Origin of the sequence: Streptomyces sp. NRRL B-1347, assembly GCF_000720325.1 — a bacterium.
Lineage (GTDB): Bacteria > Actinomycetota > Actinomycetes > Streptomycetales > Streptomycetaceae > Streptomyces.
This window is the reverse complement of the sequence record NZ_JOJM01000007.1, coordinates 139219-165694: the sequence shown is the minus strand read 5'-3', so window position 1 is coordinate 165694 and position 26476 is coordinate 139219. Positions and strand designations below refer to the sequence as shown.

The following is a 26476-nucleotide window of genomic DNA, read 5'->3' as shown; positions in this document are numbered from 1 at the left end:
CTCGGGGAGGCCTTGCTACGGATGGGATGTGATGCGGCAGACGGTAAGTAGGTATAGACCTGTCGTCAATAGGTCTGGTCCAATATGAAACTGTTGGTGCGTCAGACGTCGAGCCGCCAGCCGTCGCCCTCGGCGGTCACCCGGCCGCCCGTCGGCGGGGCGAAGTGGGTGCCGAGCAGGAGCGCGCCGGTGTCCGCGGCCGAGCCGAGCAGGGCGCGGCGGGTCCTGCGGGCCAGAGCGGGGTCGATGTCCACGCAGCTGGAGATCTCCGGGTGGGCCAGCTGCACGGGGTGGTGAACGGCGTCCCCGGTGATCAGCGCGGTGGCGTCGCCGTCGCCCAGCTCGACGGCGACCTGGCCGGGGGTGTGGCCGGGGGCCGGGACGAGGCGCAGGCCGGGCGCCAGCGTGACGGGGCCCTCCGTGATGTCCGCGAAGTCGAGCAGGCCCGCCTCGTGGACGGGGTGCACGGAGTCCCGGAACATCTGCTGCCGGGACTCCTCCATGTCCGCCGCCGCCCAGTGGTCCCACTCCGTACGGGTGGTGAGGTAGCGGGCGTTGGGGAAGGTCGGCACCCAACCGCCGCCGTCCATGCGGGTGTTCCAGCCGACGTGATCGGCGTGCAGATGGGTGAGGATCACCAGGTCGACGGAGTCGGGCGGGAATCCGGCGGCGGTGAGCCGGTCGAGGTAGTCGGTGTCCAGGTCGTTCCAGGCGGGCAGCTCGCGCTGCTTGCCGTTGCCGATGCCCGTGTCGACGAGGATCCGCCGGCCGTCGACGGTGAACGCGAAGCTGTGGCTGGTCGCGCGCAGCACGCCCTCGGCGTCGGCGAAGTCCGGGGCGAGCCACGGCGTTCGGGTGACGATGTCCGGGGTGGCGTCGGGCAGGAGCCAGGGGCCCGTCTCCGGTGGGAAGTCGATCTCGTCGACGCGGTGCACGGCGACGTTTCCGATGGTCCAGGTGGGGGTGGCGGTGGCGGCGGTGGCGGGGTGGTGGGTCATGGGGTGCTCCGTGAATCGAAGGACTGCTTGAAGGACTGCTTGAGGGCTGCTCGATGGACTGCTCGATGGGCCGCTGGCGGGGGCTGCTCGAAGGGGTGTTGCGGGCGCTCGGCGGCTTAAAGCAATGCCTTTGCGTTAGCGGAGGCTAGCCCCTAAGGTGATCTAAAGCAAACCCTTAGCTTTTGCTGTCTCATCTGGAAGGAAGCGCCCCATGACCCCTGCCGACCCCGACCACCGCGACGCGGCCCGCTGGGCCCGGCGCGCCGGGCTGACCCTGGCCGACGAGCGGCTCGACGCCGTGGCCGCCACCGCCGCGCACATCCACGCCGTCGTCGCGACCCTGCGCGAGCTCGACCTCACCGGCGTGGCGCCCACGCCCGCCGGGGCGGAGGTGCGCGATGCGGCCGTATGAGCTGACCGTCGCCGCCGCGGCCGCCGCGATCGGCGCGCGCGAGCTGTCCCCGGTCGAGCTCACCGCGTCGGTCCTGGACCGCGTCGCGGAAGTGGAGCCGGGCCTCAACGCCTACGTGGCCGTGCGGTCAGAGGCCGCACGGCGCGCCGCCGAGCAGGCGGAGCGCGAACGCGCCGCCGGGCACGCGCGCGGCCCCCTGCACGGCATCCCGCTCGCCCTTAAGGACCTCATCGACGTCAAGGGGCAGTCCACGAGCGCCAGTTCGCGCGTGCGCGACGGCCATGTGGCGGACGCCGACAGCGCCGTCGCCGCCCGGCTCGCGACGGCGGGCGCCGTGCTCATCGGCAAGGCCCACACCCACGAGTTCGCCTACGGCCTGACGACGCCGCAGACCCGCAACGCCTGGGACGCCGACCGGGTCGCGGGCGGGTCGAGCGGCGGCTCGGCCGTCGCCGTCGCGGCCGGGACCGCGCTCTTCTCGATCGGCACCGACACCGGCGGCTCCATCAGGGTCCCCGCCGCGCTCAACGGCGTGGTCGGCCTGAAGCCCACCTACGGCCTGGTCCCCACGCGCGGAGTGACCTCCCTGTCCTGGTCCCTCGACCACGTCGGGCCGATCACGCGCACGGTCCAGGACGCCGCACTCGTGCTCCCGGCCCTGACCGGCCAAGCGGAACTCCCGGACTTGGAAGGGGACCTGACGGGCCTTCGGGTCGGCGTCCCCGTGAACTACTACTTCGACCGCGTCACCGCCGACGTCGAGGCCGCCGTGCGCGCCGCCGTCGAGCGCCTCCGCGACCTGGGCGCCGAACTCGTCGACGTACGGATCCCGATGACCCGCTACGTCCAGGCCGTCCAGTGGGGCCTGATGGTCCCCGAGGCCAGCGCGAACCACGAACGGACCCTGCGCACGACGCCCGAACTCTACGGGGACGACGTCCGGGTCCTGCTCGAAGCGGGAGAGCTGTTCCACGCGGGCGACTACTTGCGGGCCCAGCGCGCCCGCACCCTGATGCGTCAGGAGTGGGCGCGGCTCCAGGACGACGTCGACGTCATCGCCGCCCCCACCGTGCCGCTGACCGCCGCCCGCGCCGGGCAGCACTCCGTGGAGTGGCCGGACGGCACGCTGGAGAGCGTGTCGGACGCCTACGTCCGCCTGTGCGCGCCCGCCAACATCACCGGGCTGCCCGCGCTGACCGTGCCCGTCGGCCGGGACGGCGCGGGCCTGCCCATCGGTATGCAGCTCATCGGGCGGCCGCGCGAGGAGCGGACGCTGCTGCGGGCCGGGCGGGCGTACGAACGGACGCGCGCGGACACAGGAGCCCTCGCGCCGGGGCCCGTGAGGGTCGGGGGAGCGGCGCCGTCCACCCCGTAGAAGCTAGGAATTCGCGTTAAGGTGAACGGCATGAGTCCCAGGCCCATGGCCCGACCCGGGGGGCGCAGCGCCCGGGTGCAGGCGTCCGTGCACGCCGCCGTGCGCGAGCTGGAGGCGGAGCAGGGCCGCGCGGCCCTGACCGTCCCGCTGGTCGCGGCGCGGGCCGGGGTCACGCCGTCCACCGTCTACCGCCGCTGGGGCGACCTCCAGGAGCTCCTGTCGGACGTCGCGGTCGAGCGGCTGCGGCCCGAGGCGGAGCCGGCGGACCACGGCGGCTTCCGCGCCGACCTGACCGCGTGGACCGAGCACTTCCTGGAGGAGATGTCGTCGGCGCCCGGCCGGGCCTATCTGCGCGACGCGCTCCTCGGCGACCCCGAGAGCGGCAACGCGAGCCGCTGCTCCGACTACTCCGCCGAGCACGTCGACCTGCTCCTGGCCCGCGCCGCCGAGCGGGGCGAGCGGCCGCTGCCGGAGCGCGAAGCCGTCATGGACCATGTGGTCGCGCCGCTGCTCTTCCGCATCCTGTTCCGGCCGGACGGCCTGTCGCCGGAGTACGCGCGCGGGCTCGTGGCGGAGGTCCTCGGCGCGAACGCCCGCTGAGGGCGGCCGCTCCGTCGGCGCTCGGCATCCGAGGCATCCGAGGCGTGATCCCGCAGCCTTATTGCACATGTATTGCAATTACTATGGATGGGCAGTAGCCGGGCCGGTCGGCACGCGGAGGAAGCGGGAGTACACGCATGGCACCCCCTCGGATCGTTCTGGGGATCGAGTCTTCTTGCGACGAGACCGGGGCAGGTCTCGTGCGGGACGGGCGGCTGCTCGGGCACGCCGTCGCGTCGAGCATGGACGAGCACGCCCGCTTCGGCGGCGTCGTCCCCGAGATCGCCGCCCGCGCCCACGTGCACGCGCTGAACCCGGTGGTCCGCCGTGCCCTCGACCACGCGGGGCTGCGGCTCGGTGACATCGGCGCCGTCGCCGTGACGACCGGGCCCGGTCTCTCCGGCGCCCTCCAGGTCGGCCTCGCCGGGGCCAAGGGCCTCGCGTACGCGCTCGGCGTGCCGCTGTACGGCGTGCACCACCTGGCCGGGCACGTCGCCGCCGACACCCTGGAGCACGGCCCGCTGCCCGACCCGTGCGTGGTCCTCATCGTGTCCGGCGGCCACACCTCGCTGCTGCTCGTGCGCGACCTCGCCCGCGACCCGATCGCGCACCTGGGCGACACCCTGGACGACGCGGCGGGGGAGTGCTTCGACAAGGTGGCCCGCGTCTTCGGCCTGCCCTACCCGGGCGGCCCGGCCGTCGACCGCGCGGCCCGCGAGGGCTCACCGGACGCCGTCGCCTTCCCGCGCCCGCTGACGGGGCCGCGCGACGACCCGTACGCCTTCTCGTTCTCCGGCCTCAAGACCGCCGCGGCCCGCTGGGCCGAGAGCCACCGGGGCGGCGAACTCCCCGTCGCCGACGGGGCCGCCGCGCTCCAGGAGGCCGTCGCCGACGTCCTCACCCGCAAGGCGGTCGCGGCCTGCGCCGCGCACGGCGTGGGCACCCTCGTGGTCGTCGGCGGCGTCGCCGCCAACTCCCGGGTGCGGGCCCTCGCCGAGGAGCGCTGCCGGGCCGCGGGAATCACCCTGCGCGTCCCGCCGCTCGGCCTGTGCACCGACAACGGCGCGATGATCGCCGCCGTGGGCGACCTGCTGGTGCGCGCGGGCGCCGAGCCCGCGCCCCTCGACGTGTCCATCGACCCGTCGGCGCCCCTTGAGTACGCCGCGCTGCACCCCGTCGGCGCCTTCGCGAGGGCCGCCTGATGGCCGCCGTCGTGCACCGCCTGACAGGACCCGGACTGCTCGCCCACCGCGACGGCATCCGCGCGGTCTACGCCGCCGCGTTCGCCGAGCCGCCCTGGCACGCGGAGCCCGCCGAGGCCGACGACTACCTCACGCGCCTCGCGGCCGACGCGGACCGGCCCGGCTTCACGGGCGCGGTGGCCCTCGACGGCGAGCAGGTCCTCGGCTTCGCCACCGCCTGGACGTCGAGCACCCCGCTGCCCGGCACCCGCTCCTACCCGCGCGTCACCGCCGCGCTCGGCGCCGAGCGCACCGCCGCGTGGCTGTGCGGCGCCGTGGAGGTCGACGAACTCGCCGTCTCGCCCGCCGCGCACGGCCGCGGACTCGGCCGTACGCTCCTCGAAGCGGTCACGCGCGACGCGCCCGACGCCCGCTGCTGGCTCCTCACGTCCGTGCGGGCCGACGCCACCGTCCGCTTCTACGAGCGGCTCGGCTGGCGCCAGGTCACCCACCCCGCGCCCGACGGGTACGGCACCGCCGTCTTCCTCGGCCCCGACCACCCGGCGCGCGCCGCCGCACCGCCCCTGTCACCCCCGTCACCCTGAGCCCCCGCCCGGAGCACGCCTTGCGCACCGCCGACATCCGCACCCGCTTCCTCGACTTCTTCGCCGAGCGCGGCCACACCGTGGTGCCCAGCGCCCCGCTGCCCACGCCCGACCCGACGCTCCTGTTCGTCAACGCGGGCATGGTGCCGTTCAAGCCGTACCTCACCGGCGAGGCCGCACCGCCCTGGCCGCGCGCCACCAGCGTGCAGAAGTGCGTGCGCACCCTCGACATCGAGGAGGTCGGCAAGACCACGAGGCACGGCTCGTTCTTCCAGATGAACGGCAACTTCTCCTTCGGCGACTACTTCAAGGAAGAGGCCATCACCTTCGCCTGGGACCTGAGCACCCGCTCCGTCGCCGACGGCGGGTACGGGCTCGACCCGGCGAGGATCTGGGTGACCGTGCACCACTCCGACGACGAGTCGCGCGGCCTGTGGCGGCGGATCGCGGACCTGCCCGACGAGCGGATCGTGGCCCGCGGCGACGAGGACAACTTCTGGTCCATGGGCGTGCCGGGCCCCTGCGGCCCCTGCTCGGAGCTGTACTACGACCGGGGCCCGGCCCTCGGTCGCGCGGGCGGCCCGGCCGTCGACGAGGACCGGTACATGGAGTTCTGGAACCTCGTCTTCATGCAGTACGAGCGCGGCGAGGGCACCGGCAAGACCGGCTACCCGATCCTCGGCGAACTCCCGCGCCGCAACATCGACACCGGCATGGGCCTGGAGCGCATGGCCACCCTGCTCCAGGGCGTGGACAACCTCTACGAGATCGACGAGACCCGGCCCGTGCTCGACCGCGCCGCCGAGCTCGCGGGTGTCCGCTACGGCGCCGACCCGGTGGCCGACGTACGTCTGCGCGTCGTCGCCGACCACGTCCGCACCGCCCTGATGCTGCTCGCCGACGGCACCGCGCCCGGCAACGAGGGCCGCGGCTACGTCCTGCGCCGCATCCTGCGCCGCGCCGTGCGCTCCATGCGCCAGCTCGGCCACGGCGACCCGGCCCTCGCGGATCTCCTCGCCGTCGCCCGCGACCGGATGGCGCCGAGCCACCCCGAGGTCGCCGCCGCCTACGCGCGCATCGCCGACCAGGCCCAGGGCGAGGAGGACGCCTTCCGCGCCACCCTCAAGCAGGGCACCACCGTCCTGGACACCGCCGTCACCCGGGTCAAGGCCGACGGCGGCCGCCAACTGCCCGGCGCCCAGGCCTTCCTGCTGCACGACACCTACGGCTTCCCCATCGACCTCACCCTGGAGATGGCCGCAGAGCAGGGCGTCGAGGTCGACCGGGAGGGCTTCACCGCGCTCATGCGCGAGCAGCGCGAGCGGGCCCGCGCCGACGCCCGCGCCCGCAAGTCCGGTGCCGCCCTCGACACCTCGGCCCTGCGCACCGTCCTCGACGAGCACGGGCCGACCGACTGGCGCGCCTGGGAGACCCTGACGACGGACTCCCGCGTCCTCGCGCTCGTGGGCCCGGCCGGTCCCGTGCCGGCCGCCCGCGACGGCGACATCGTCACCGCCGTCCTCGACCGCACCCCGTTCTACGCCGAGTCCGGCGGCCAGGACAGCGACGCCGGACGGCTCTCCGGGGCCTCCGTCGAAGCCGAGGTGCTCGACGTGCAGCGGCCGCTGCCGGGACTCGTGGCCCATCAGATCCGCGTCACCGCGGGCGAGTTGGCCGTCGACGACCGGGTGCACGCCGCCGTCGACCCCGAGTGGCGGCTCGGCGCGCGCCAGGCCCACTCGGGCACCCACGTCCTGCACGCCGCCCTGCGCGAGATCCTCGGCCCGACCGCCCTGCAGTCCGGCTCCTACAACCGCCCCGGCTATCTGCGGCTCGACTTCCCCTGGCGCGGCGGCCTCTCCGCCACCGTCCGCAGCGAGGTCGAGGAGGCCGCCAACCGTGCGCTCCGCCGCGACCTGCCCGTCGGCGTGCGCTGGATGACGCTGCCAGAGGCCAAGGAGCTCGGCGCGCTCGCCCTCTTCGACGAGACGTACGGCGAGCAGGTCCGCGTGGTCGAGATCGGCGGTGCCTGGTCGCGCGAGCTGTGCGGCGGCACCCACGTCGAGCACGCCTCGCAGGTCGGTGTCGTCGCGCTGACCGCCGAGTCGTCGGTGGGCGCGGGCATGCGCCGCCTGGAGGCCGCGGTCGGCATCGAGGGCTTCGGCTATCTCGCGCGCGAGCGCGACCTGGTCGCCCGGATCGCCGAGCAGGTGCAGGCGCCGCGCGCCGAACTCCCCGACCGCGTCGCCGCGTTGCTCGACCGGCTCAAGGCCGCTGACCGGGAGAACGAGCGCCTGCGGCAGTCGGCCCGTGCCGCCCGCGCCGCCGAACTCGCCGGGCAGGCCGTCGAGGTGGCGGGCGCGTACGTGGCGACCGCGACGACGGACGGCGCCGCGGGCGCCGCGCGGGCCCTGGCCCTCGAAGTGCGCGGACGGCTGCGCGCCGAGCGGCCGGGCGTGGCCGCCGTGACCCTGTCCGGGGACAAGCCGGTCCTCGCCGTGGCCGTGAACAAGGCGGCGCTGGCTGCGGGCCTGTCCGCGTCCGCCCTGGTCAAGCGGCTCCTCGGCGGCCGCGGCGGCGGCTCGGACGAGGTGGCGCAAGGCGGCGGAAGGGACCGGACCGCGCTCGCGGACGCGGTGGCCGGGCTCCCTGGTGTCGTACGCGAGAAACTCGGCGCCTAGACCACGGCAGGGGGGGCGGCTGTCGTGCCAGGTCACGGCGGCCGCCCCCGGGCCGTGCCGGGCCCGTCACGTGGAACCAGGGGTGCGGTAGGGGTTGGCCTCTGTGGACTTACTAGGACGTCCAAGTATATCGTCGTGACCAAGGCCCGCGGTGCAGGGAAGCCGGTGTGAATCCGGCACGGTCCCGCCACTGTGACCGGGGAGTGCGCTCTCGTGCAGGCCCGAACGCCACTGACGGAGAAGTCCGTCGGGAAGGCGAGGGAGCGCGCGCTGATCCGGGAGTCAGGATACCGGCCGCGGGGTGTTCCGTGTTGTCCACGAGGATGGAGCAGACACGCATGGCCCCGGTGCGCACCCACGACCCTGGAATTCCGGACCTGCGAGCGGTGACCCCCGCTGCCTGAAGGCCGTTCGGCGTGCCCTCGGCGGTACGCGGCCCGGCCCTGCCATCCCCGGACCACACCTGACGAAAGAAGCAGGCCCCCATGGTCCGTGAACTGACCCATCTCATCGGCGGCGAGCACACCCCGGGAACATCGGGAGAGCACGCCGACGTGTACGACCCCAACACCGGCGACGTCCAGGCGCGCGTCCCCCTCGCGCACCGCGCGGACACCGAGGCGGCGATCGCCGACGCCGCCGCGGCACAGCACGCGTGGGGCGAGTGGAACCCGCAGCGCCGCGCCCGCGTCCTGCTGCGGTTCCTCCAGCTCGTCGAGGGCGAACGCGATTCGCTCGCCCGGCTGTTGTCGTCCGAGCACGGCAAGACCGTCGCCGACGCGCACGGCGACCTCCAGCGCGGCCTGGAGGTCGTGGAGTTCGCCGCGGGTATCCCGCACCTGCTCAAGGGCGAGTTCACCGACAACGCAGGGACCGGCATCGACGTGCACTCGCTGCGCCGCCCCCTCGGCGTCGTCGCCGGGATCACGCCCTTCAACTTCCCCGCGATGATCCCGCTCTGGAAGGCCGCCCCCGCGCTCGCCTGCGGCAACGCCTTCGTCCTCAAGCCCTCCGAGCACGCCCCTTCCGTCCCCCTGCGCCTCGCCGAGCTGTTCCTCGAAGCGGGCCTGCCGCCCGGCGTCCTGAACGTCCTCAACGGCGGCAAGGAGGCCGTCGACACGCTCCTGGAGGACCCGCGCGTCAAGGCGCTCGGCTTCGTCGGCTCCACGCCGATCGCCGCGCACGTGTACGCCACCGCCGCCGCGCACGGCAAGCGCGCCCAGTGCTTCGGCGGCGCCAAGAACCACATGATCGTGATGCCGGACGCGGACCTCGACCAGGCCGTCGACGCGCTGATCGGCGCGGGCTACGGCTCCGCGGGCGAGCGCTGCATGGCGATCTCGGTGGCCGTCCCGGTCGGCGAGGCCACCGCCGACGCCCTCGTCGCCCGCCTCAAGGAGCGCGTCGGGGCCCTGCGCATCGGCCGCTCCGACGACCCCGAGGCCGACTTCGGGCCGCTGGTGGGCCGCGACGCCGTCGACCGCGTCCGCTCTTACGTCGACCTCGGCGTCGAGGAGGGCGCCGAACTCGTCGTCGACGGCCGCGACTTCACCCTGGCAGGACACGAGGGCGGCTTCTTCGCGGGCGCCTCCCTCTTCGACCGCGTCACCCCGGACATGCGGATCTACCAGGAGGAGATCTTCGGCCCCGTCCTGTCCGTCGTCCGGGCCGCCGACTACGAGGAGGCGCTGCGGCTGCCCACCGAGCACCCCTACGGCAACGGCGTCGCGCTCTTCACCCGCGACGGCGACACGGCCCGCGACTTCACCCGGCGCGTCGACACCGGCATGGTCGGCGTCAACGTGCCCATCCCGGTCCCCGTCGCCTACCACACCTTCGGCGGCTGGAAGCGCTCCGGATTCGGCGACCTCAACCAGCACGGCCCGGACGCCATCCGCTTCTACACCCGCACCAAGACCGTCACCTCGCGCTGGCCCTCCGGGGCGAAGGAAGGCGCGAGCTTCACGATCCCGACGATGGCGTGAGCGGCCCGATGAAGACCGCGTCCAGCACGGCCGCCGCGCCGACCACCCTGCTCACCGAGGACCAGCTCGCCCTCGTGGAGACCACCCTCGACTTCGCCGAGGAACACCTCGCCCCGCACGCCGTCACCTGGGACCAGGAGAAGCACTTCCCGGTCGACGTGCTGCGCAAGGCCGCGGACCTCGGGCTCGGCGGCGTCTACGTCGACGAGGCCGAAGGCGGCTCGGGCCTCACCCGGTCCGACGGCGTCCTCGTCTTCGAGGCGCTCGCCTCCGGCTGCCCCTCCGTCGCCGGATATCTGTCCATCCACAACATGGTCGCCTGGATGATCGACCACTACGGCGACCGGGCCCAGCGCGCCCGCTGGCTGGAGCCGCTGACCACCATGGACCGGCTCGGCAGCTACTGCCTCACCGAGCCGGGCGCGGGCTCGGACGCCGCCGCCCTGAGCACCCGCGCCGAGCGCGACGGCGACGCGTACGTCCTCACCGGCGTCAAGCAGTTCATCTCCGGCGCGGGCGCCTCCCACGTGTACGTGGTGATGGCCCGCACCGGCGGCAGCGGACCCGACGGCGTGTCCGCGTTCGTCGTCGAACGCGACGACCCCGGCCTGTCCTTCGGCGCGAACGAGAAGAAGATGGGCTGGAACGCGCAGCCCACCCGGCAGGTCGTCCTCGACGGCGTGCGCGTCCCCGCCGACCGGCTGCTCGGCGCCGAGGGCGACGGCTTCCGCATCGCCATGAACGCCCTGAACGGCGGCCGCATCGGCATCGCCGCCTGCTCCCTCGGCGGCGCCCGCAGCGCCCTCGACCGCAGCCTCGTCCACCTCGCGGACCGGGAGGCGTTCGGGGCACCGCTGCTCGACGCGCAGGCGCTGCGCTTCGAGCTCGCCGACATGGCGACCGAGCTCGCGGCGGCCCGCGCCCTGGTCCGGCAGGCCGCGCAGGCCCTCGACCAGGGCGACCCGCAGGCGCCGCAGCTGTGCGCCATGGCCAAGCGGTTCGCCACCGACACCGGCCACTCCGTCGCCGACCGCGCCCTCCAACTCCACGGCGGCTACGGCTATCTGACGGAGTACGGCATCGAGAAGCTGGTCCGCGACCTGCGCGTGCACCGCATCCTGGAAGGAACCAACGAGATCATGCGTCTGATCGTGGCCCGCGGCCTCACGGGGGCGCTGCGATGACCGACGACCCCGTCCTGATCCGCACCGAGGGGCGCGCGGGGCACATCACCCTCAACCGGCCGCGCGCCCTGAACGCCCTGACCCACGCCATGGTCCGCGCCGTCGACGAGGCCCTGACCGCCTGGGCGGCGGACCCGGCCGTCGAGACCGTCGTCCTCACCGGCGCGGGCGACCGCGGCCTGTGCGCGGGCGGCGACATCCGGCAGATCCACGAGGACGCGCGCACCGGCGGCGGCGCGTCGGCGGACTTCTGGCGCGACGAGTACCGTCTGAACGCAGCCATCGCCCGCTACCCCAAGCCGTACGTCGCCGTGATGGACGGCATCGTCATGGGCGGCGGCGTCGGCGTCTCCGCCCACGGCAGCGTCCGCGTCGTCACCGAGCGCTCCCGGATCGCCATGCCCGAGACCGGCATCGGCTTCGTCCCCGACGTCGGCGGCACCTATCTGCTCGGCCTCGCGCCCGGCGAACTCGGCACCCATCTGGCCCTCACGGGCGAGCCGGTGGGCGCGCGGGACGCGCTCCTGTGCGGCCTCGCCGACCACTTCGTCCCCTCCGCCGACCTGCCGCGGCTCGTCGCGGACCTCGCGACACAGCCGGTGCGCGACGTCCTCGCCCGGTACGTCGCCGAAGCCCCGCCAGGGACGCTCGCGGGGCAGCGGGAGTGGATCGACGCCTGCTACCCGGCCGCGACGGTCGAGGAGATCGTCGACCGGCTCCAGGCGCACGGCTCCCCGGCCGCCAAGGAGGCCGCCGAGACCCTGCTCGGCAAGTCGCCCACCGCCCTGAAGGTCACCCTCAGGGCCCTGCGCGACGCCCGGCGGCTCGGCCCCCTCGAACGGGTCCTGGAGCAGGAGTACCGCGTGTCGTGCGCGGCCCTCGGCTCCGCCGACCTCGTCGAGGGCATCCGCGCCCAGGTCATCGACAAGGACCGCGCCCCGCGCTGGTCCCCGGCCGCGCTCGCCGACGTCACCGGCGCCGACGTGGACCGCTACTTCCTGCCGCTCGGCGCGCGCGACCTCGCGCTCGGCACCGGCGGCCCGTCGCAGGAGGAACCGTGGTGAACTCCGCCGCACCGAACCGCGATGCCGTCGTCGCCTTCGTGGGCCTCGGCCACATGGGCGGCCCGATGGCCGCCAACCTCGTCAGGGCCGGACACCGCGTCGTGGGCCACGACCTGGTGCCGGCCGCGCTCGACGCCGCCGTCGCCGCGGGCGTCGAGGCCGCCCCCTCGGCGGCGGCCGCCGCGGCGGAGGCGGACGTCGTCCTCACCATGCTCCCCGCGGGACGGCACGTCCTCGCCCTGTACGAGGACGAGGGCCTGCTCGGCGCGGCCAGGACCGGCACGCTCTTCGTGGACTGCTCCACGATCGACGTCGCCGACGCCCGCGCCGCGCACGCGGCAGCCGCCGCCGCGGGGCACGCCGCCGTCGACGCCCCGGTCTCCGGCGGCGTCATGGGAGCGGAGGCGGGCACGCTCACCTTCATGGTCGGCGGCTCCGCCGCGGACGTCGCCCGCGCCGAGCCGCTGCTGTCCGTGATGGGCAAGAAGGCCGTGCACTGCGGGGCGGCGGGTGCCGGACAGGCCGCGAAGATCTGCAACAACATGATCCTCGGCATCTCGATGATCGCCGTGAGCGAGGCCTTCGTCCTCGGCGAGAGCCTCGGCCTGTCCCACCAGGCCCTGTACGACGTGGCGTCCACGGCGTCCGGGCAGTGCTGGGCGCTCACCACCAACTGCCCCGTACCGGGCCCGGTCCCCGGCTCGCCCGCCAACCGCGACTACCGCCCCGGCTTCGCCGCGCCCCTGATGGCCAAGGACCTGGGGCTCGCCGAAGCCGCGATCCGCGCGGGCGAGGTGCGTGCCGAACTCGGCCTGCGCGCGGCGGAGATGTACCGGAGCTTCGCCCGAGGACCCGGAGCCGAGCAGGACTTCTCCGGGATCGTCGAGACCCTCAGGAATCCGGAAGGACAGACACATGAGTGAGCCCGGCGAGACCACCACCGAGGCCTGCGAGACCACCACCGAGGCCTGCGAGACCACCACCGAGGCCTACGAGACCATCCTCGTCGACCGCGCGGCGGGCCCGCGCACGGCCCTGCTCACCCTCAACCGGCCCAAGGCGCTCAACGCCCTCAACCTCCAGCTCATGCGAGAGGTCGTCGCGGCGGCGGAGGAGCTCGACCGGTCACCGGACGTCGGCTGCATCGTCCTGACCGGGTCCGCGAGGGCCTTCGCCGCGGGCGCCGACATCAAGGAGATGCGGCCGCGCGGCTACATGGACATGTACCTCAGCGACTGGTTCACGGCGTGGGACCGGCTTGCCCAGCTGCGCACCCCGACCGTCGCCGCCGTGTCCGGCTACGCCCTCGGCGGCGGCTGCGAACTCGCCATGCTCTGCGACGTCCTGCTCGCCGCCGACACCGCGGTCTTCGGCCAGCCCGAGATCAAGCTCGGCGTGATCCCCGGCATCGGCGGCTCCCAGCGCCTGACCCGCGCCGTCGGCAAGGCCAAGGCCATGGAGCTGTGTCTGACCGGCCGCACCATGGACGCCACCGAGGCCGAACGCGCCGGGCTCGTCTCCCGGGTCGTGCCCGCCGAGGACCTGCTCGCCGAGGCCCTGGCGGTCGCCGAGACCGTGGCGGGCATGTCGCTCCCCGTCGCGATGATGGCCAAGGAGGCGGTGAACCGCGCCTTCGAGACCACCCTCACGGAAGGCGTGCGCTTCGAACGCAGGCTGTTCCACGCGGTGTTCGCCGTCGCGGACCAGAAGGAGGGGATGAGCGCCTTCGTCGAGAAGCGCCCGCCGGAGTTCCGGCACCACTAGGCGCGGCCGCATCCCGTGGACAAGGCCCCGCGCCCTTCCCCCTGCCCAGGAGGAAGGGCGCGGGTTCGGGGGAGTCCTAGCCCTCCCCGAGCCAGTCCACCACCGCCCGGGCCGAGAAATCCGTCTGCCCGCCCCGCACCAGGAAGTCCGCCGTGGCGAACGCCGGATCGTCCGCCTGCGCGGGGACATAGGGAATCGCGACGCACCGCATGCCCGCGGCCTTGGCGGCCAGCGCCCCCGGCACCGCGTCCTCCAGGACCACACAGCGCGCGGGCTCGGCCCCGAGCAACTCCGCGGCGGCCAGGAAGACGTCCGGAGCGGGCTTGCCGCGGGCGACCTCGTCCGCGGACACGTACGTCTTCAGGCGTGCGTCGAGGCCCGTGCCCTCCAGGATCGCCTCGATCGCGGCGCGCGAGGAGCCCGAAGCCACGGCCATCGGCACCCCCGCCTCGTGCAGCAGCTCCACGAACGCCGCCATCTGCGGATAGACCCGCGTGGACACGCGGGCCAGCTCCAGATAGCGCCGGTTCTTCTCCGCGAGCAGGTCGGGCAGCGGCGCGCTCAGGCCGTAGAGCTCCTTCCAGCGGGCCAGGGTCTCCTGCGTGGAGATGCCCACGTACCTCTCGTGGTCCTGCCAGGTGAAGTCCGTGACGCCCTGCTCGGCGAGCAGTTGCCGGCCCGCCTCGAAGTAGTTGGGCTCGCTGTCCACGAGCGTGCCGTCGAGATCGAAGATGACCGAGGTGTCGTTCAAGGCGCTCATGCCCTCCAGCATGCCAAGGGAGCGATCGCGCCTCAGTGGCCTCCGTCACCCCTTCCTGGGCTCCTTGGCGGCGGCCCTGCCCACCGACTCCACGAGCGGCAGGATCCGGTGCGGCACGCGCTCGCGCAGCGCCATCTCCGTACGGGTGCGCACCACGCCCGGCAGCTGGATCAGCCGCTGGATGACGTCCTCCAGGTGCCCGTTGTCGCGGGCGGCCACCCGGGTCAGCAGATCGCCGCCGCCGGTGATCGAGAAGGCCTCGATGATCTCCGGCACGGCGGCCAGGGCGTCCCCGACCTCGTCCAGGTGCCCCTGCGTGACCTCGATGTGTACGAAGGCGAGGACCGGGTGGCCCAGGGCGGCGGGGGACAGGGAGGGCCCCGTACCCGTGATCACCCCGTCGCGCTCCATGCGGTCGAGGCGCGCCTGGAGCGTCCCGCGCGCGATGCCGAGCACGCGCGCGTACTCCCGCACGCTGGTACGCGGCTGCTCCAGGAGCAGCCGCAGGATGCGGGTGTCCAGCTCGTCGACGGCCATGGGCCCTTGGCCTCCCCGGTACGCGGATTGATCGCGGCAGACTGTACCAATGGCCCAGTGGCACGGCAGCACCGCGCACCCGGGTGCCCTTGGACGCCGTACGCGGCCCGGTACGCCGATCGGCCGTCGGCCGGGGTGGCCCCTCGGCTTCCGCGCCGGGCACCGGTGTCATGGAGCCATGGCCACGACCGACCGCCCCGTGGGCGTCCCGGAACCCGTCCCGTACCGCCTGAAGCGGCTGCTGCTCGGTCCGCCTCTGGTCACCTCGCGCATCCGGAAGGAGAAGCTCGACAACCGCACCGCGCTCGGGGTGCTCGCCTCGGACTGCGTGAGCTCGTCGGCGTACGGCAGCGAGGAGATACTGCGCGTCCTCGTTCCCGTCGTCGGCGTCGCCGCGTTCACCTTGCTGATGCCGGTGACCGGGGCGATCCTGCTGATCCTCGTCCTGCTGACGCTGTGCTACCGCGACGTCGTGATGATCTACACCCGGGCGGGCGGTTCGTACGTCGTGGCCCGGGAGAACTTCGGGCCCGACGTCGCGCAGATCGCGGCCGTCGCGCTGCTCGTCGACTACGTCGTCACGGTCGCCGTGCAGGTGTCGGCGGGCACCAACGCGCTCATCTCGCTCGCGCACCTGGTCGGCAACGGCTGGACCGGCCTCGACCACCTCCAGGTGCCGTTCAGCGTCGGCGTGATCCTGCTGCTCGCGTACGGCAACCTCCGCGGGCTCAGGGAAGCCGGGCGGGTCTTCGCCGTGCCCGCGTACCTGTTCATGGCGGCGGTCGGTCTGATGCTCGTGGTCGGCCTCGTCCGCTGGGCGCTCGGCGAGCTGCCGCACGCCGACGTGCGCGCGGCGGGCGCGGTGCCGCTGGGCGAGGCGGGCGACGGCTGGCTGTACGGGGCCTCGCTGTTCATGGTGTTGCGGGCGTTCGCCAACGGCGGCTCCTCGCTCACCGGCCTCGAGGCGATCTCGAACGGCATCTCCGTGTTCCGCGAGCCCCAGGGCGTCAACGCCCGCCGCACCCTGGTCGCGATGAGCTGTGCGCTCGGCGTCCTCGTGCTCGGGATCTCCTGGCTCGCGCACCTCACCCACGCGCTGCCGTACACCGACGGCACCCCCACGGTGATCGCGCAGGAGGCGCACCTAGTCTTCGGCGGCGGTTGGGCCGGGACCGCGGGACTCGTCTTCGTGCAGCTGGCCACCGCCCTGATCCTCTACACCGGGGCGAACACGCCGTTCACCGGCTTCCCGTATCTGGCGAGCTTCGTCGCCGAAGACCGCTTCCTGCCCCGGCAGCTCACCCGGCGCGGCCACCGCCTCGTCTTCTCCAACGGCATCATCTGCCTGGCGGCGGTCTCCCTGGCCCTGCTGCTCGTGACCAACGCCAACGTGGACAAGCTGGTCGCGCTCTACGCGATCGGCGTGTTCACCGCCTTCACCATGGCCGGATCCGGCCTCACCGCCTATCACCTCAAGCGACGGGAGCCCGGCCGGGTCTGGAAGATCGCCGTCAACGCGACCGCCGCCGTGGTCTCGGCGGCCGTCGTGCTGATCTTCGCCGTCACCAAGTTCACCGAGGGCGCCTGGCTGGTCGTCGTGGTCTTCCCGCTCGGGGTGTGGGTGCTCATCCGCATCAACCGCGAGTACCGCGCCGAGGCCGAGGCCCTGGAGGCGCTGCCGCCCGCCGAGGAGGGCGACCGGCCGCGCTGGCGGCGGCACGTGGTGCAGATCCTGGTGGACGCCTTCGACCCGGCCGTCTTCCAGGCGCTGCGGTACGCGCACGAGATCCGCCCCGACGAGGTGCGGGCCGTGCACGTCGCCGTCGACGGCCCGCGCGCGCGACGGCTCGCGGCGCGCTGGGCACAGAGCCGGGCGACGGACGTGCCGCTCGAACTCGTCGACTGCCAGGACCGCCGCCTGGAGCGGGCCCTCATCGACCACGCGGCCGCGACGACGGCCGACGGCGACACGGCGCTGACCCTGCTCATCCCGCACCGCGCCTACCGCACCACCCTCGGCAGGCTGCTGCACCGCGGCGGCGGCGAACGCCTGGCCCACGCCCTGGAGGGGCTGCCGTCGGTGGCCGTCACGGTGCTGCCGTACGCCGTGCCGGTGCCGGGAAAGCGCCGCTGACCTGCGGACACGCTGGCCCGATGGTCCGTTCGTAGCGGAATATGAGGACGTCAGAGTATGCCAATGGCTCAGTGGATCAAGTCCAGGTTGAGCCATCGGGTCTGTTGATGATGTGATGTAGCTGTCGATGGCGCTGCGGATCCCGCGGCGCCTTTTTCATGCGGGCGTATTCGCGCGGCGGCGCGCGGGTGCGGGAAGGAGCGAACACGCAGGTGCTGAAGAGAGCGTTCACCGCGCCGGATCCGGGACTGCTGCGGCTGCGCAGCGCGAGCCGGGCCGTGCTCGGCATCGGAGCGGCCGTCGCCCTGTGCGGCCTCGTCGGGCACTCACTCGTCGCGGCCATCATCGGTGGTCTCGCCGCGCTGCTCGCGCTCTTCACCGTCCTGGACCCGACCGTGCGCGGCCAGGCCGGGACCACGGCGCTGCTGCCCGTCGTCGGCCTCCCCGTGCTCGCTCTCGCGGCCGTGCTGCACGACTACCCGCTGGTGCGGGACGCGGCGTTCCTCGCCGTCACGGGCCTCGGCGTGTACGCCCGCCGGTGGGGCCCTCGCGGGCACTCGCTCGGTGTGTTCGCGTTCATGATGTTCTTCGCGGCGCAGTTCCTGCACGCGCGGACCGGCCAGCTGCCCGAGCTGTTCGCGGCCATCCTGCTGTCCGTGTGCGCGGCCGCCGCCGTCCGCTTCGGCGTCTGGTGCTACGAACGCGGCCTTCCGCCCGCGGCGGCGCCGGCGCCCCTCGCGGCCACCGGGCTCGCCCGCACGACGACCCGGCAGGCGATCCAGGCCACCGCGGGCGCGGCCTTCGCGCTCGCCCTGGGACAGATGCTGTCGCAGGAGCGCTGGTACTGGGCGGTCGGCGCCACCTGGTGGGTGTTCGTGAACACCACCTCGCGCGGCGAGACGCTGGTACGCGGCTTCCGCCGGTTCCTGGGCACCGCGATCGGCATCGCGCTCGGCTTCGTCCTGGCCGTGCCGCTGCACACGGAGCCGGTCGCCGCCGCCGTGATCGTCGCCGTCTGCGTCTTCGGGATCTTCTACACCGCCGCCGTCTCGTACACGTGGATGATGCTCGCGGTCACCGTGATGGCGAGCATGCTCTACGGGCTCCTCGGCGTGCTCGACCCGGCGCTCCTGGCCCTGCGGGTCGGCGAGACCGCCGTCGGGGCGCTCGGCGCCGCGCTCGCGGTCCTGCTGGTGCTGCCCGTCACCACCCACGCCGTCACCGACGGCTGGATCCAGCGGGCGCTGCGCTGCGTCCACGCCTGCACCGCCGAGGCCGCCGCCCGGCTGCGCGGCACGGCGGACGCCGACCCGGCCCCGCACGTCGCGGAGCTCGAGGCGCTGCTCGGCCGGGTGCGGCTCTCGCTCGCCCCGCTGCTGCACCCGCTCAACCCGCTGCTCGCCCGCAAGGAAAGGGCGCGACGGGTCCTGGCCCTCCTGGACGACTGCGCGCGCGAGGTCCGCGGCCTCGCGTCGGTCGCCGCCGACGCGGAGGCCTCGCACGACGACCGCCTCACCGCCGCGTGCTGGCGCGTGGAGGCCGCCGTGGAGGCGCTGACCGCGCCCGAGGCCGCGACCGGGCGCAGGCCCGACGCCGCGGCCCCGGCCCACTCCGGGGTCGTCGAAGGCGCGCTCGCCCACGTGCACGGCCTGGAGCAGGCCCTGGCGCAGCTCGCCGAACCGCTGCAGGCCCCCGGCCGGGCACGGCTGAGCAGCGGCTGACCGGGCCCGCTCGCCCCCGCGTCCGCGGGAGCGAACGCGCGGGTCAGGAGTCGAGCACGTCCAGGACGTCACCGAGGTCGACGAACTTGAAGCCGGTGGCGCCGCGCTCGCCGTCCTCGGGGGTGGCGTGGCCGTCCTGGACGACCAGCAGACCGTGCGGGTACTTGCGGCCAAGGGGCGCGTTGAGCACGGCCGCCCCGTCGCACTCCTCGGAGCCGTCGGGACCACCACCGGGCGCGGCGGTCACCCGGAAGCCGCCCTCGTACTCGTGGCCGTCGGACGCCTCGCGGTCGAAGGCCGCGAAGGTGTCGTCGCCCTGGCTGGAGGCCAGCAGATAGCCGTCGCCGTCCCGCTCGGTGAGCAGGGCGAGGCCTTCTACGTCCGCCGAGAGGCGCGTGCCGCCGTAGCCGGGATCCGCCCCCGGTACGCACTCCTCGGTCTGCTCGTCGTACGTGCCGGGCACGCCGTACTCGCGCACCTTCTCCTGGAGCCGGGGCGTGCCGGTCAGATCGGCGCGCAGCCGCCAGATGCCGACGTCCTCCTGGCCCGCGAAGAGCGTGCCGCTCGCGGGGTCGACCACCATGCCCTCGACCTGCGGCCCTTCGCCCGGCTCCGCGCACGGGGACCAGGAAGAGCCGTCCGGGAGCCGGAAGGAGGCGGGCAGGTCGAGAGTGCGGACCTTGCGGTAGCCCACCTTGCCGCCCGGCGCCGCGGCCAGTTCGAGCAGCGCGAGCGCGGTGCGCTCGCGCCGGCTGACCACGGCGTACGAGCGGCCCGTCGCACGGTCAGTCCAGGTGGCGAGGCCGTAGGCCGTGCGCTGTTCGTTGACCTCGTGCTGGGACGCGGAGAACACGCGGGGCGCCGCCGGGTCGGTGACGTCCGTGAGCGGGCCGCCGGGGCGGTCGCGGTCGACGCGGTAGATCCGCAGCCGGTCGCTGCCGCGGTCGCTGGTCACCGCGACGTCGGCGCGGCCCGATGAGAGGCCGAGCCCGTGCACCAGGTCGACGTTGTTGAAGCGGCCCGGCGCGTCGCCGGGGCCCGGCGCGGCGGGCGCGGGGACCGACTGCACCTCGCGGGCGTCCAGGTCGTAGACCCGTAGACCGCCCTCCTTCGCGGTGGCGATGACGAGGCTGCGCTCCGGGGCGGCCGGGTTGCGCCAGATGGCCGGGTCGTCGGCGTCGGCGTTGCCGCCCGCCTCGTCGTCGTACAGCGCGGGCGTCTCGGCGCGCGGCGCGATCCCGGGCAGCGCGGCGTCGGCTCCCGCGGTGGGCGCCGCGGTCAGCGCGGTGAGGACGGCGAGGGCGAGGGCCAGGCCTGCGGACGCGGCGCGGGTTCTGCTGGAGATCTCCACGAGCGGTTCCTCGGGTTCCTTCGGGTCGGGGACGGCGTCGGGGACGGCTGGGCGGGGCGCGGTGCGGGCGTCAGGACAGCTGCCCGTCGTAGTCGGGGAGCTTGAAGGTCCGCTCCGCGTGGCCGCCCACGAGGTCGGACGCGCGGTTGCCGACGTTCGCGATGATCGTGTAGCCCTTGGCCTCGATGTCCGCGCGGCTGCGCGTCTTGTAGGCGCTGACCTCGTCGAAGAGGTCGGGCAGCGCGCGCACGTAGAGGCCGTTGACGGGGTAGCCCCGCGTCTTGAGGTTCGCCTCGGTGACGCTCTTGATGATGCCGGGCCGCGCGGTCACGAAGAACACGGAGACACCGCGCGAGGCGGCGTAGTCGGCGAGTTCGAGGGAGGGCTTCACGGCCGGGGTGGGCAGCTGCCACCAGGGGTGGAAGTCCGTCTCCAGGGTGGTGTTGTCGATGTCGAAGACGACCGCGAGCTTCTGCCCGGCCGCGTCCGCGGTGCGCTGCTTCACGTACGGCAGGGCCCGGTCGACGACGGCGCGCACGTCGCGCTGCCAGGTGGCGTAGTCGACGTCGGCCGCCCGGGCCGACACCGCGCCGCTGACGGAAGCACCGGCGGGAGAGCTGCCGACGGGAGAGCTGCCGACGGGAGCGCTCGGCGCCGCGTGCGCCGAGGAGACGGACGTCGCCGTCGCCCCCAGGCCCACCGCCACGATCACCGCTGCCGTACCGATCCGCTGACGCACGCCCTGCCGTCCCATTCCGGATTCCCCTCTGCTGTTGTTCTCTGGCCGCTGTTGCTCTGTTGCTCTGTTGTCGACTGCTCTGTTGTCGACGCGGCGCCGTGGCCGCGTGTGTCATGGTCACGGTGAGGGGTGGAGGGCAGGCGGCCTTTTGGTTACCGGCTGGTAGAGGATTCCTGGCGGCGGGGTGCGATCCGCCTCCTATTGGTCCAGACCAGCTGCTACCGTCGGCCCCACGCGCGCCGTTCGGCGCGTGTCGGCTTGGGGCGCGGCCGGTGGGCACGAGGTGCGGCACCGGCGCGGAGAGAGGGGCGAGCAGTGGGCGACAGGCAGGTACGGCGGGCGTACGTCGGGTCCTTCACGGCGGCGGGCGGGCCCGGAGTCGTCAGCGCGGCGTTCGACCCCGACAGCGGGGCGCTGACCGTGCTCGCGGCCACGGACGCCGTCGCCGACCCCTCGTACCTCGCGCTCGCGCCCGGCGCGGACACCCTGTACGCGGTGAGCGAGACCTCCGACGGCGCCCTCGCCGCCTTCCGCGTCTCAGGCGGCACCGGTGGCACCAGCGGAACCGGCGGATCCGCGGACCGGCCGGAGCTGCTCGCCCGGCCCGTGTCCGTACAGGGCGACGCGCCCACGCACCTCACGCTGCACGACGGCCACCTCATCGCCGCCAACTACGGCTCCGGCAGCCTCACCGCCGTACCCGTCAACGCCGACGGCAGCCTCGCCCCCGCCCCGGCGGGCGTCCTGCGCCACGAGGGCTCGGGGCCGCACCCGCAGCGCCAGCAGGCCCCGCACGCCCACCAGGTCCTCGCCGACCCGAGCGGCCGCTGGCTGGTGAGCGTCGACCTCGGCACCGACTCCGTGCGCGTGTGCGCCCTCGGCGGCGACGGGCTGCTCTCCCTGCACCGCGAGGTCGCGCTCCGGCCCGGCTCGGGCCCGCGCCACCTGGCCTTCCACCCGAGCGGCGAGCGCGCGTACGTCCTCAACGAGCTCGCGCCCACGCTCACCGTCTGCGCCTGGGACGCCGCCGACGGCACCCTGAAGCCGCTGGGCGAGACGCCCGTCCTCGCCGGGGCACCGGACGGCGACGCCTACCCCTCCGCCGTCGTCGTCGCGCCCGACGGCCGCTTCCTGTGGACGGCCACGCGGGGCGAGGACGTCCTGTCCGTCTTCGCCCTCGACCCGCAGGGCGACACCGCGCGCCTCACGGCCACCGTGCCGTGCGCCGGGCACTGGCCGCGCGACCTGGCCCTGGACCCCTCCGGACGCTTCCTGTACGCGGCCAACGAGCGCTCCGGCGACGTCACCTGGTTCGCCGTCGACCCGGACACCGGGCTGCCGCGGCGCGCCGGTGCCGTGGCCGTCCCCGCGGCCTCCTGCGTGGTCTTCGGCTGAGGCCGGCCGCCGGGCCCCGGTCGTGGCCCTCGCGCATACGCCGATGGGCCCGCCCCCTGTCCAGGGGGCGGGCCCATCGGCGTAACGGAAGACCGGTGATCAGCGCACCGGCGCGCCCGACGGCTGCGGGGCGATGCCGAGGGCCGTCGTGTACTTCGACAGGGCCAGCTTGCCGATCGCCGGGTAGGCGCCGAGCGGCTCGGCGACGGCGCAGCCCGCGTCCCGCGCCGCCGCGTCGAGCAGGCTCGCGTCGACCTCGGGGCCGATCAGGTACGGGGCGAGGGCGAGCTGGGCCGAGCCCGAGCCGCGCAGCTGCTGGGCGGTCGCCGCGACGGAGCCCTCCACATCCAGGGCCGCCGCCATCACCGGCACCGCGAGGCGCGCCGCGAGCAGCATGCCGGTGATCCCGGCGGCCTGCACGGCCTCCTCGCCGCCGACCGCGGCGAGGACGATGCCGTCCGCCGCGGTGGCCACCGTGAACAGGCGGGCGCGGTCGGCGCGGGCCAGACCGGCCTCGGACAGGCGCACGTGCAGCGCCTCGGCGAGCAGCGGGTGCGGGCCGAGCACGTCGGTGAGCTCGACGGCGGCGCGGCTGTCCACCAGGGCCTGCTGGACCCGGTGCAGCAGCGCGCCGTCGGGGCCCGCGAGCAGCGGCACGACGACGGCGTCGGGGCCCTCGGGCTCCTTGGCCTCGACGCCCGCGGCGAGCGCCTGCTCGTAGCGGGCGACACGCTGGGCGGCGGTGTGCGCGAGCACGGCCCGGAGCGTGGGGAACTCGGCGGAGTCGGTGTCCTCCCCGTCGACGTAGCCGACGCGCACGTCAAGGCCGGGCAGCTCGGAGCGCGCGATGCTGGCGACCTCGTCGGCGAGGCTGCGCGCGGTGGTGCTGGGGACGCCGGGGACGGCGAGGACGAGCGCGGGCGCGCCCTCGGGAGCCGCGACGGGCTCCGGGCGTCGGTGCCGGCCCGGCTGGCGGGGGCGCGGCATTCGTACAGGCAGGCCGGATGCGGGCCCAGTGGGGGAGCTCATGGCGCCGCATGCTACTGGCTTGTGGGGCTTCCCTGTTCGGGGAGGGTGCAGGTCAGAGGCATTAGTCCGCTTTGTCGTGCCGGTTTGTCGGGTTGCACGGACGTCACCCTTCCGGTTGCCTCACGCAGCGTCGCGCGGACACGGTCGCCGGGCCCCGGCCGAGGCCCGCCCCGCGTGCGCGCGACGCCTGGTCACCGTCGTGCGCGCGCCCCTGAATCCGTCGCTGTGCGCTCCCCGTCACGCACGCGTCGTCACGTGCAACAGCTGGGGATCGTGCGGCAGCTCGAGGGCGTCACGGGCGAGGCCGATGGCGATGCGGACGGCGCCGTCGAGCGGGTCGCCCGCCGCGGGGACGCGAGTGGCGTGCGGAAGACGCTCCGTCAGTTCCGCCTCCAGCGGGGCCAGGAGGGTGTCACCGAGCTTCAGCAGGCCACCCGTGAGGGCGACTTCGCACTCCCCGGAGGCCGGGCAGACGGCGGCTGCCGCGTCGGCGATGTGCCCGGCCGCCTCCCGCAGGACCTCGACGGCCACCGGGTCCCCCTCCGCCGCGCACCGGCCCACGTCGGGGGCGAACGAGGCGAGCACCGCGGGCCGGTCGGGGCGCGGATACAGCAGGCCGGGAAGGCCGGACAGGGGCGCGCCGAACCTGGCCTCGGCCCGCGCCCGCAGCGCGGCCGAACCGCCGCGCCGCCCGTCGAAGGACCGGAGCGCCGCTTCGAGGCCCGCCCGCCCGATCCAGGCGCCGCCGCCGCAGTCGCCGAGCAGATGCCCCCAGCCGTCGGCGCGCCGCCACGCCGTCAGGTCCGTTCCCGTCGCGATCAGGCCGGTGCCCGCGGCGACGACCGCGCCGGGCCGCTGCCCGAGCGCGCCCGCGTACGCGGTCACGGCGTCCGCCGCGAGCGCCACCCGGCGCACCCCGAACAGCTCCGCGAACGCGGACGGCAGCCGGTCGCGCAGGTCATCGCCGAGCGACGCCATCCCGGCCGCGCCCACCGCGACGGCCGTCAGGCGCGTCCCCTCTCCCGCGTCGGCGAGCAACTCCCGCGCCATCGGCTCCAGTTGTTCGAGGAAGTGCGCGGCGTCGATCCCGCGCGGCCCCGTCCGTACCGGCTCCTTGGAGCTCCTCGGCGCCGGGCGGCGCGGCCCGTCCGCGACACCGAGCGCCGCGCGCAGGCCGGAGCCGCCCGAGTCCACGCCGAGGACGGCCGTCACGGCAGCCGCCAGTCCACCGGCTGTGCGCCCTGCCGCACCAGCAGGTCGTTGGCCCTGCTGAACGGGCGCGAGCCGAAGAAGCCGCGGTCCGCCGACATCGGCGACGGGTGCGAGGACTCCACCGACGGCAACTGGCCGAGCAGCGGCCGCAGATTGCGCGCGTCCCGGCCCCACAGGATCGACACCAGCGGGCGCCCGCGTGCCGCCAGGGCCTTGATGGCCTGCTCGGTGACTTCCTCCCAGCCCTTGCCGCGGTGCGCGGCGGGCTTGCGCGGGGCCGTCGTGAGCGCCCTGTTGAGCAACAGCACGCCCTGCTGGGTCCACGGCGTCAGGTCGCCGTTGGACGGCTGGGGCAGCCCCAGATCGGCGTTCAGCTCCCGATAGATGTTGATCAGGCTGCCGGGCAGCGGTCTGACTTCGGGAGCCACCGAGAACGACAGGCCCACCGCGTGTCCGGGGGTGGGGTAGGGATCCTGGCCGACGATCAGGACGCGTACGTCGTCAAAGGGCTGCTGAAATGCCCGCAGGACATTTCCCCCTGCCGGGAGATACGTCCGCCCCGCCGCCACCTCGGCGCGCAGGAAGTCCCCCATAGCCGCAACGCGGTCCGCCACCGGCTCCAGAGCCTTCGCCCAGCCGGCCTCAACAAGTTCACTCAACGGTCGTGGTGCCACACCAAGTCACTCTAGTGGCCCACGCCGACAGTCCGCGCACGAAGCAGCCCACCTCCTCACGAGGGCGCGGCTCAGCGCTAGTCTTCCTCCTCGTCACAGTCGTCGAGCCGCTCGAGCAGATCACGCAGCCGGTCGTCAGGTCCGACGACGCCGGGTCCATGACCAGGCCGATGTCCGTGCCGGGGCGGTAGCCGGTGCGCTCGATGGCGGCCATCACGAAGTCGCCGGTTGGCTCGCGCAGGCCATCGAGGCCGAACTCACGGATGAGGATCGGACCCCGCTGATGCCCCACCAGACGCAGCGGCCGGCTGCTGTCGCGACAGCCAGCCTCTGCTGTGGATGCCCAAGTCGCAGACCCCTGGGGCGTGGGGAGCGATCTGACGCGGGGGCCGTTCCTCAAACAGGGGAGGCAGGGGGCCGGAAGGGCTGACTGGCCCGCGGAGTCGGCGGCCCGGGAGACGCTTCCGAGTCCGGGGCAGGGGCGGAGGCCAGGGCGGTGTCGTCCCGGGTGACTCCGAGGTGGTCGAGCACGAGGGCCACCACAGGTGCCATCCCGGCGTTCTCTCCCGCGTGCGCGGCGAGCGCCGCTGCCCCCCTGCCCCGCCGGGGCCGGGACAGGTCGGGCCGGGTGTGCTCCGTGCCGGGCACCAAGGTCTCGCCGTACCCGCTGTCGCGCCAGGAGGGGAAGCGGTTGCGTCCCTCAGTGGTCGACAGGCGGCGCGCCTTGGTGCCCCGGGGCAGCTCCGCGCACGGTTCGCCCCAGGCGCCGACGACGCCGTGTTCCTTGAGGCGGGAGGCCCAATCGCCGAGTTTCCACGCCCGCAGTAGCGACACCGCCTTGTCGTCGGAGCTGCTCAAGGGCGCGTTCGAGGGCCCACGCGCGGGATCATCCGCGGCTTGGGCCGCATCGCGTGGGTGTGACTGCTCCGGTTCCGTTCCGTATCGGGTGTTCCTCCCCTCGGGGCCCCGGCCGTGAGCGAGCGTGGCGCAAGGCAAGGCCCTCGCCCCGTCGAGCGGATGTATGTCCGCGCCTGCTTCCATGTGGTGCCTCCGTGATGGGCCGCCGGCGGTGCCT

General features: G+C 74.3%; 23 protein-coding genes and 1 riboswitch. Of the genes, 14 read left to right on the top strand and 9 right to left on the bottom strand.

The features are described from left to right. Nucleotides 1-101: 101 nt before the first annotated feature. Nucleotides 102-998 carry an MBL fold metallo-hydrolase gene (locus IG74_RS0110230; protein WP_030673200.1) on the bottom strand — a complete coding sequence of 299 codons (897 nt, stop codon included), beginning with the start codon at nucleotides 996-998 and terminating at the stop codon, nucleotides 102-104. A 211-nt stretch (nucleotides 999-1209) separates the two neighbouring features. On the opposite strand from IG74_RS0110230, the gene IG74_RS0110225 reads away from it, so the two are divergent. From IG74_RS0110225 to IG74_RS0110175, 11 genes are all read left to right on the top strand, one after another. After that, nucleotides 1210-1410, top strand: a complete 201-nt coding sequence (locus IG74_RS0110225) for a hypothetical protein (protein ID WP_030673196.1) — start codon at nucleotides 1210-1212, stop codon at nucleotides 1408-1410. Then, nucleotides 1397-2785: an amidase gene (locus IG74_RS0110220; protein WP_051854752.1), complete on the top strand. Its 1389-nt coding sequence runs from the start codon at nucleotides 1397-1399 to the stop codon at nucleotides 2783-2785. The genes IG74_RS0110225 and IG74_RS0110220 overlap by 14 nt, the downstream gene beginning before the upstream one ends. Nucleotides 2786-2815: 30 nt before the next feature. Continuing rightward, the gene (locus IG74_RS0110215; protein ID WP_030673190.1) at nucleotides 2816-3385 is read left to right on the top strand and encodes a TetR/AcrR family transcriptional regulator; all 570 of its coding nucleotides are present in this window, start codon (nucleotides 2816-2818) and stop codon (nucleotides 3383-3385) included. Nucleotides 3386-3522: 137 nt separating this feature from the next. Continuing rightward, nucleotides 3523-4587, top strand: coding sequence for a tRNA (adenosine(37)-N6)-threonylcarbamoyltransferase complex transferase subunit TsaD (tsaD, locus tag IG74_RS0110210; RefSeq protein WP_030673188.1), 1065 nt, complete (start codon nucleotides 3523-3525; stop codon nucleotides 4585-4587). Continuing rightward, nucleotides 4587-5171, top strand: a complete 585-nt coding sequence (locus tag IG74_RS0110205) for a GNAT family N-acetyltransferase (protein ID WP_030673185.1) — start codon at nucleotides 4587-4589, stop codon at nucleotides 5169-5171. The genes tsaD and IG74_RS0110205 overlap by 1 nt, the downstream gene beginning before the upstream one ends. 20 nt (nucleotides 5172-5191) lie before the next feature. Next, nucleotides 5192-7852, top strand: a complete 2661-nt coding sequence (gene alaS / locus IG74_RS0110200; RefSeq protein ID WP_030673182.1) for an alanine--tRNA ligase — start codon at nucleotides 5192-5194, stop codon at nucleotides 7850-7852. Nucleotides 7853-7977: 125 nt separating this feature from the next. After that, nucleotides 7978-8166: riboswitch (cobalamin riboswitch) on the top strand. Between the two features lie 171 nt (nucleotides 8167-8337). After that, a complete protein-coding gene (locus tag IG74_RS0110195; RefSeq protein WP_030673179.1) occupies nucleotides 8338-9837 on the top strand; it encodes a CoA-acylating methylmalonate-semialdehyde dehydrogenase in 1500 nt (499 codons plus the stop codon). An 8-nt stretch (nucleotides 9838-9845) separates the two neighbouring features. After that, on the top strand, nucleotides 9846-11021 hold the full coding sequence (locus tag IG74_RS0110190; protein ID WP_030673176.1) for an acyl-CoA dehydrogenase family protein: 1176 nt from the start codon (nucleotides 9846-9848) through the stop codon (nucleotides 11019-11021). After that, nucleotides 11018-12085 (top strand): enoyl-CoA hydratase/isomerase family protein, encoded by a 1068-nt coding sequence (locus IG74_RS0110185; RefSeq protein WP_030673173.1) that lies wholly within the window; start codon nucleotides 11018-11020, stop codon nucleotides 12083-12085. The genes IG74_RS0110190 and IG74_RS0110185 overlap by 4 nt, the downstream gene beginning before the upstream one ends. After that, complete coding sequence (gene mmsB, locus IG74_RS0110180) at nucleotides 12082-13008, top strand: 3-hydroxyisobutyrate dehydrogenase (RefSeq protein WP_030673169.1); 927 nt, start codon at nucleotides 12082-12084, stop codon at nucleotides 13006-13008. Before IG74_RS0110185 ends, mmsB begins: the two co-directional genes overlap by 4 nt. Next, nucleotides 13001-13849 carry an enoyl-CoA hydratase gene (locus tag IG74_RS0110175; protein ID WP_078868695.1) on the top strand — a complete coding sequence of 283 codons (849 nt, stop codon included), beginning with the start codon at nucleotides 13001-13003 and terminating at the stop codon, nucleotides 13847-13849. The genes mmsB and IG74_RS0110175 overlap by 8 nt, the downstream gene beginning before the upstream one ends. Before the next feature lie 76 nt (nucleotides 13850-13925). On the opposite strand, the gene IG74_RS0110170 is transcribed toward IG74_RS0110175, so the two are convergent. Further along, a complete protein-coding gene (locus tag IG74_RS0110170; RefSeq protein WP_030673163.1) occupies nucleotides 13926-14609 on the bottom strand; it encodes an HAD family hydrolase in 684 nt (227 codons plus the stop codon). Nucleotides 14610-14654: 45 nt separating this feature from the next. Beyond that, on the bottom strand, nucleotides 14655-15146 hold the full coding sequence (locus IG74_RS0110165) for an Lrp/AsnC family transcriptional regulator (RefSeq protein ID WP_030673159.1): 492 nt from the start codon (nucleotides 15144-15146) through the stop codon (nucleotides 14655-14657). A 178-nt stretch (nucleotides 15147-15324) separates the two neighbouring features. On the opposite strand from IG74_RS0110165, the gene IG74_RS0110160 reads away from it, so the two are divergent. Further along, on the top strand, nucleotides 15325-17280 hold the full coding sequence (locus tag IG74_RS0110160; protein WP_051854751.1) for an APC family permease: 1956 nt from the start codon (nucleotides 15325-15327) through the stop codon (nucleotides 17278-17280). 212 nt (nucleotides 17281-17492) lie between these two features. Continuing rightward, nucleotides 17493-19001, top strand: coding sequence for an FUSC family protein (locus IG74_RS0110155; protein ID WP_030673150.1), 1509 nt, complete (start codon nucleotides 17493-17495; stop codon nucleotides 18999-19001). Between the two features lie 43 nt (nucleotides 19002-19044). On the opposite strand, the gene IG74_RS0110150 is transcribed toward IG74_RS0110155, so the two are convergent. Then, nucleotides 19045-20352 (bottom strand): phytase, encoded by a 1308-nt coding sequence (locus IG74_RS0110150; protein ID WP_107058915.1) that lies wholly within the window; start codon nucleotides 20350-20352, stop codon nucleotides 19045-19047. A gap of 70 nt (nucleotides 20353-20422) precedes the next feature. Next, complete coding sequence (locus IG74_RS0110145) at nucleotides 20423-21106, bottom strand: HAD family acid phosphatase (RefSeq protein WP_030673143.1); 684 nt, start codon at nucleotides 21104-21106, stop codon at nucleotides 20423-20425. A gap of 300 nt (nucleotides 21107-21406) precedes the next feature. Between IG74_RS0110145 and IG74_RS0110140 the strand changes: the two genes are divergently transcribed. After that, a complete protein-coding gene (locus IG74_RS0110140; RefSeq protein ID WP_030673140.1) occupies nucleotides 21407-22486 on the top strand; it encodes a lactonase family protein in 1080 nt (359 codons plus the stop codon). 99 nt (nucleotides 22487-22585) lie between these two features. Here the strand turns inward: IG74_RS0110140 and IG74_RS0110135 are convergent, their stop codons facing one another. From IG74_RS0110135 to IG74_RS0110115, 4 genes are all read right to left on the bottom strand, one after another. Further along, nucleotides 22586-23515 (bottom strand): sirohydrochlorin chelatase, encoded by a 930-nt coding sequence (locus tag IG74_RS0110135; RefSeq protein WP_078868694.1) that lies wholly within the window; start codon nucleotides 23513-23515, stop codon nucleotides 22586-22588. A gap of 237 nt (nucleotides 23516-23752) precedes the next feature. After that, a complete protein-coding gene (locus tag IG74_RS0110130) occupies nucleotides 23753-24727 on the bottom strand; it encodes an N-acetylglucosamine kinase (RefSeq protein ID WP_234334287.1) in 975 nt (324 codons plus the stop codon). Next, a complete protein-coding gene (locus tag IG74_RS0110125) occupies nucleotides 24724-25401 on the bottom strand; it encodes a uracil-DNA glycosylase (protein ID WP_030673131.1) in 678 nt (225 codons plus the stop codon). Before IG74_RS0110125 ends, IG74_RS0110130 begins: the two co-directional genes overlap by 4 nt. 396 nt (nucleotides 25402-25797) lie before the next feature. After that, entirely contained in the window at nucleotides 25798-26259 is a 462-nt protein-coding gene (locus IG74_RS0110115; RefSeq protein ID WP_051854750.1) for a hypothetical protein, read from the bottom strand. Nucleotides 26260-26476: the final 217 nt, after the last annotated feature.

Excerpts from the sequence above, each read along its gene's own strand:
- tsaD (WP_030673188.1), top strand. The coding sequence starts at position 3,523 with ATGGCACCCCCTCGGATCGTTCTGGGGATCGAGTCTTCTTGCGACGAG.
- IG74_RS0110185 (WP_030673173.1), top strand. The coding sequence starts at position 11,018 with ATGACCGACGACCCCGTCCTGATCCGCACCGAGGGGCGCGCGGGGCAC.
- IG74_RS0110160 (WP_051854751.1), top strand. The coding sequence starts at position 15,325 with ATGGCCACGACCGACCGCCCCGTGGGCGTCCCGGAACCCGTCCCGTAC.
- IG74_RS0110165 (WP_030673159.1), bottom strand. The coding sequence starts at position 15,146 with ATGGCCGTCGACGAGCTGGACACCCGCATCCTGCGGCTGCTCCTGGAG.
- IG74_RS0110195 (WP_030673179.1), top strand. The coding sequence starts at position 8,338 with ATGGTCCGTGAACTGACCCATCTCATCGGCGGCGAGCACACCCCGGGA.
- IG74_RS0110225 (WP_030673196.1), top strand. The coding sequence starts at position 1,210 with ATGACCCCTGCCGACCCCGACCACCGCGACGCGGCCCGCTGGGCCCGG.
- IG74_RS0110170 (WP_030673163.1), bottom strand. The coding sequence starts at position 14,609 with ATGAGCGCCTTGAACGACACCTCGGTCATCTTCGATCTCGACGGCACG.
- IG74_RS0110220 (WP_051854752.1), top strand. The coding sequence starts at position 1,397 with ATGCGGCCGTATGAGCTGACCGTCGCCGCCGCGGCCGCCGCGATCGGC.
- IG74_RS0110175 (WP_078868695.1), top strand. The coding sequence starts at position 13,001 with ATGAGTGAGCCCGGCGAGACCACCACCGAGGCCTGCGAGACCACCACC.
- IG74_RS0110205 (WP_030673185.1), top strand. The coding sequence starts at position 4,587 with ATGGCCGCCGTCGTGCACCGCCTGACAGGACCCGGACTGCTCGCCCAC.
- IG74_RS0110215 (WP_030673190.1), top strand. The coding sequence starts at position 2,816 with ATGAGTCCCAGGCCCATGGCCCGACCCGGGGGGCGCAGCGCCCGGGTG.
- IG74_RS0110230 (WP_030673200.1), bottom strand. The coding sequence starts at position 998 with ATGACCCACCACCCCGCCACCGCCGCCACCGCCACCCCCACCTGGACC.
- IG74_RS0110190 (WP_030673176.1), top strand. The coding sequence starts at position 9,846 with ATGAAGACCGCGTCCAGCACGGCCGCCGCGCCGACCACCCTGCTCACC.
- IG74_RS0110145 (WP_030673143.1), bottom strand. The coding sequence starts at position 21,106 with ATGGGACGGCAGGGCGTGCGTCAGCGGATCGGTACGGCAGCGGTGATC.
- IG74_RS0110135 (WP_078868694.1), bottom strand. The coding sequence starts at position 23,515 with ATGAGCTCCCCCACTGGGCCCGCATCCGGCCTGCCTGTACGAATGCCG.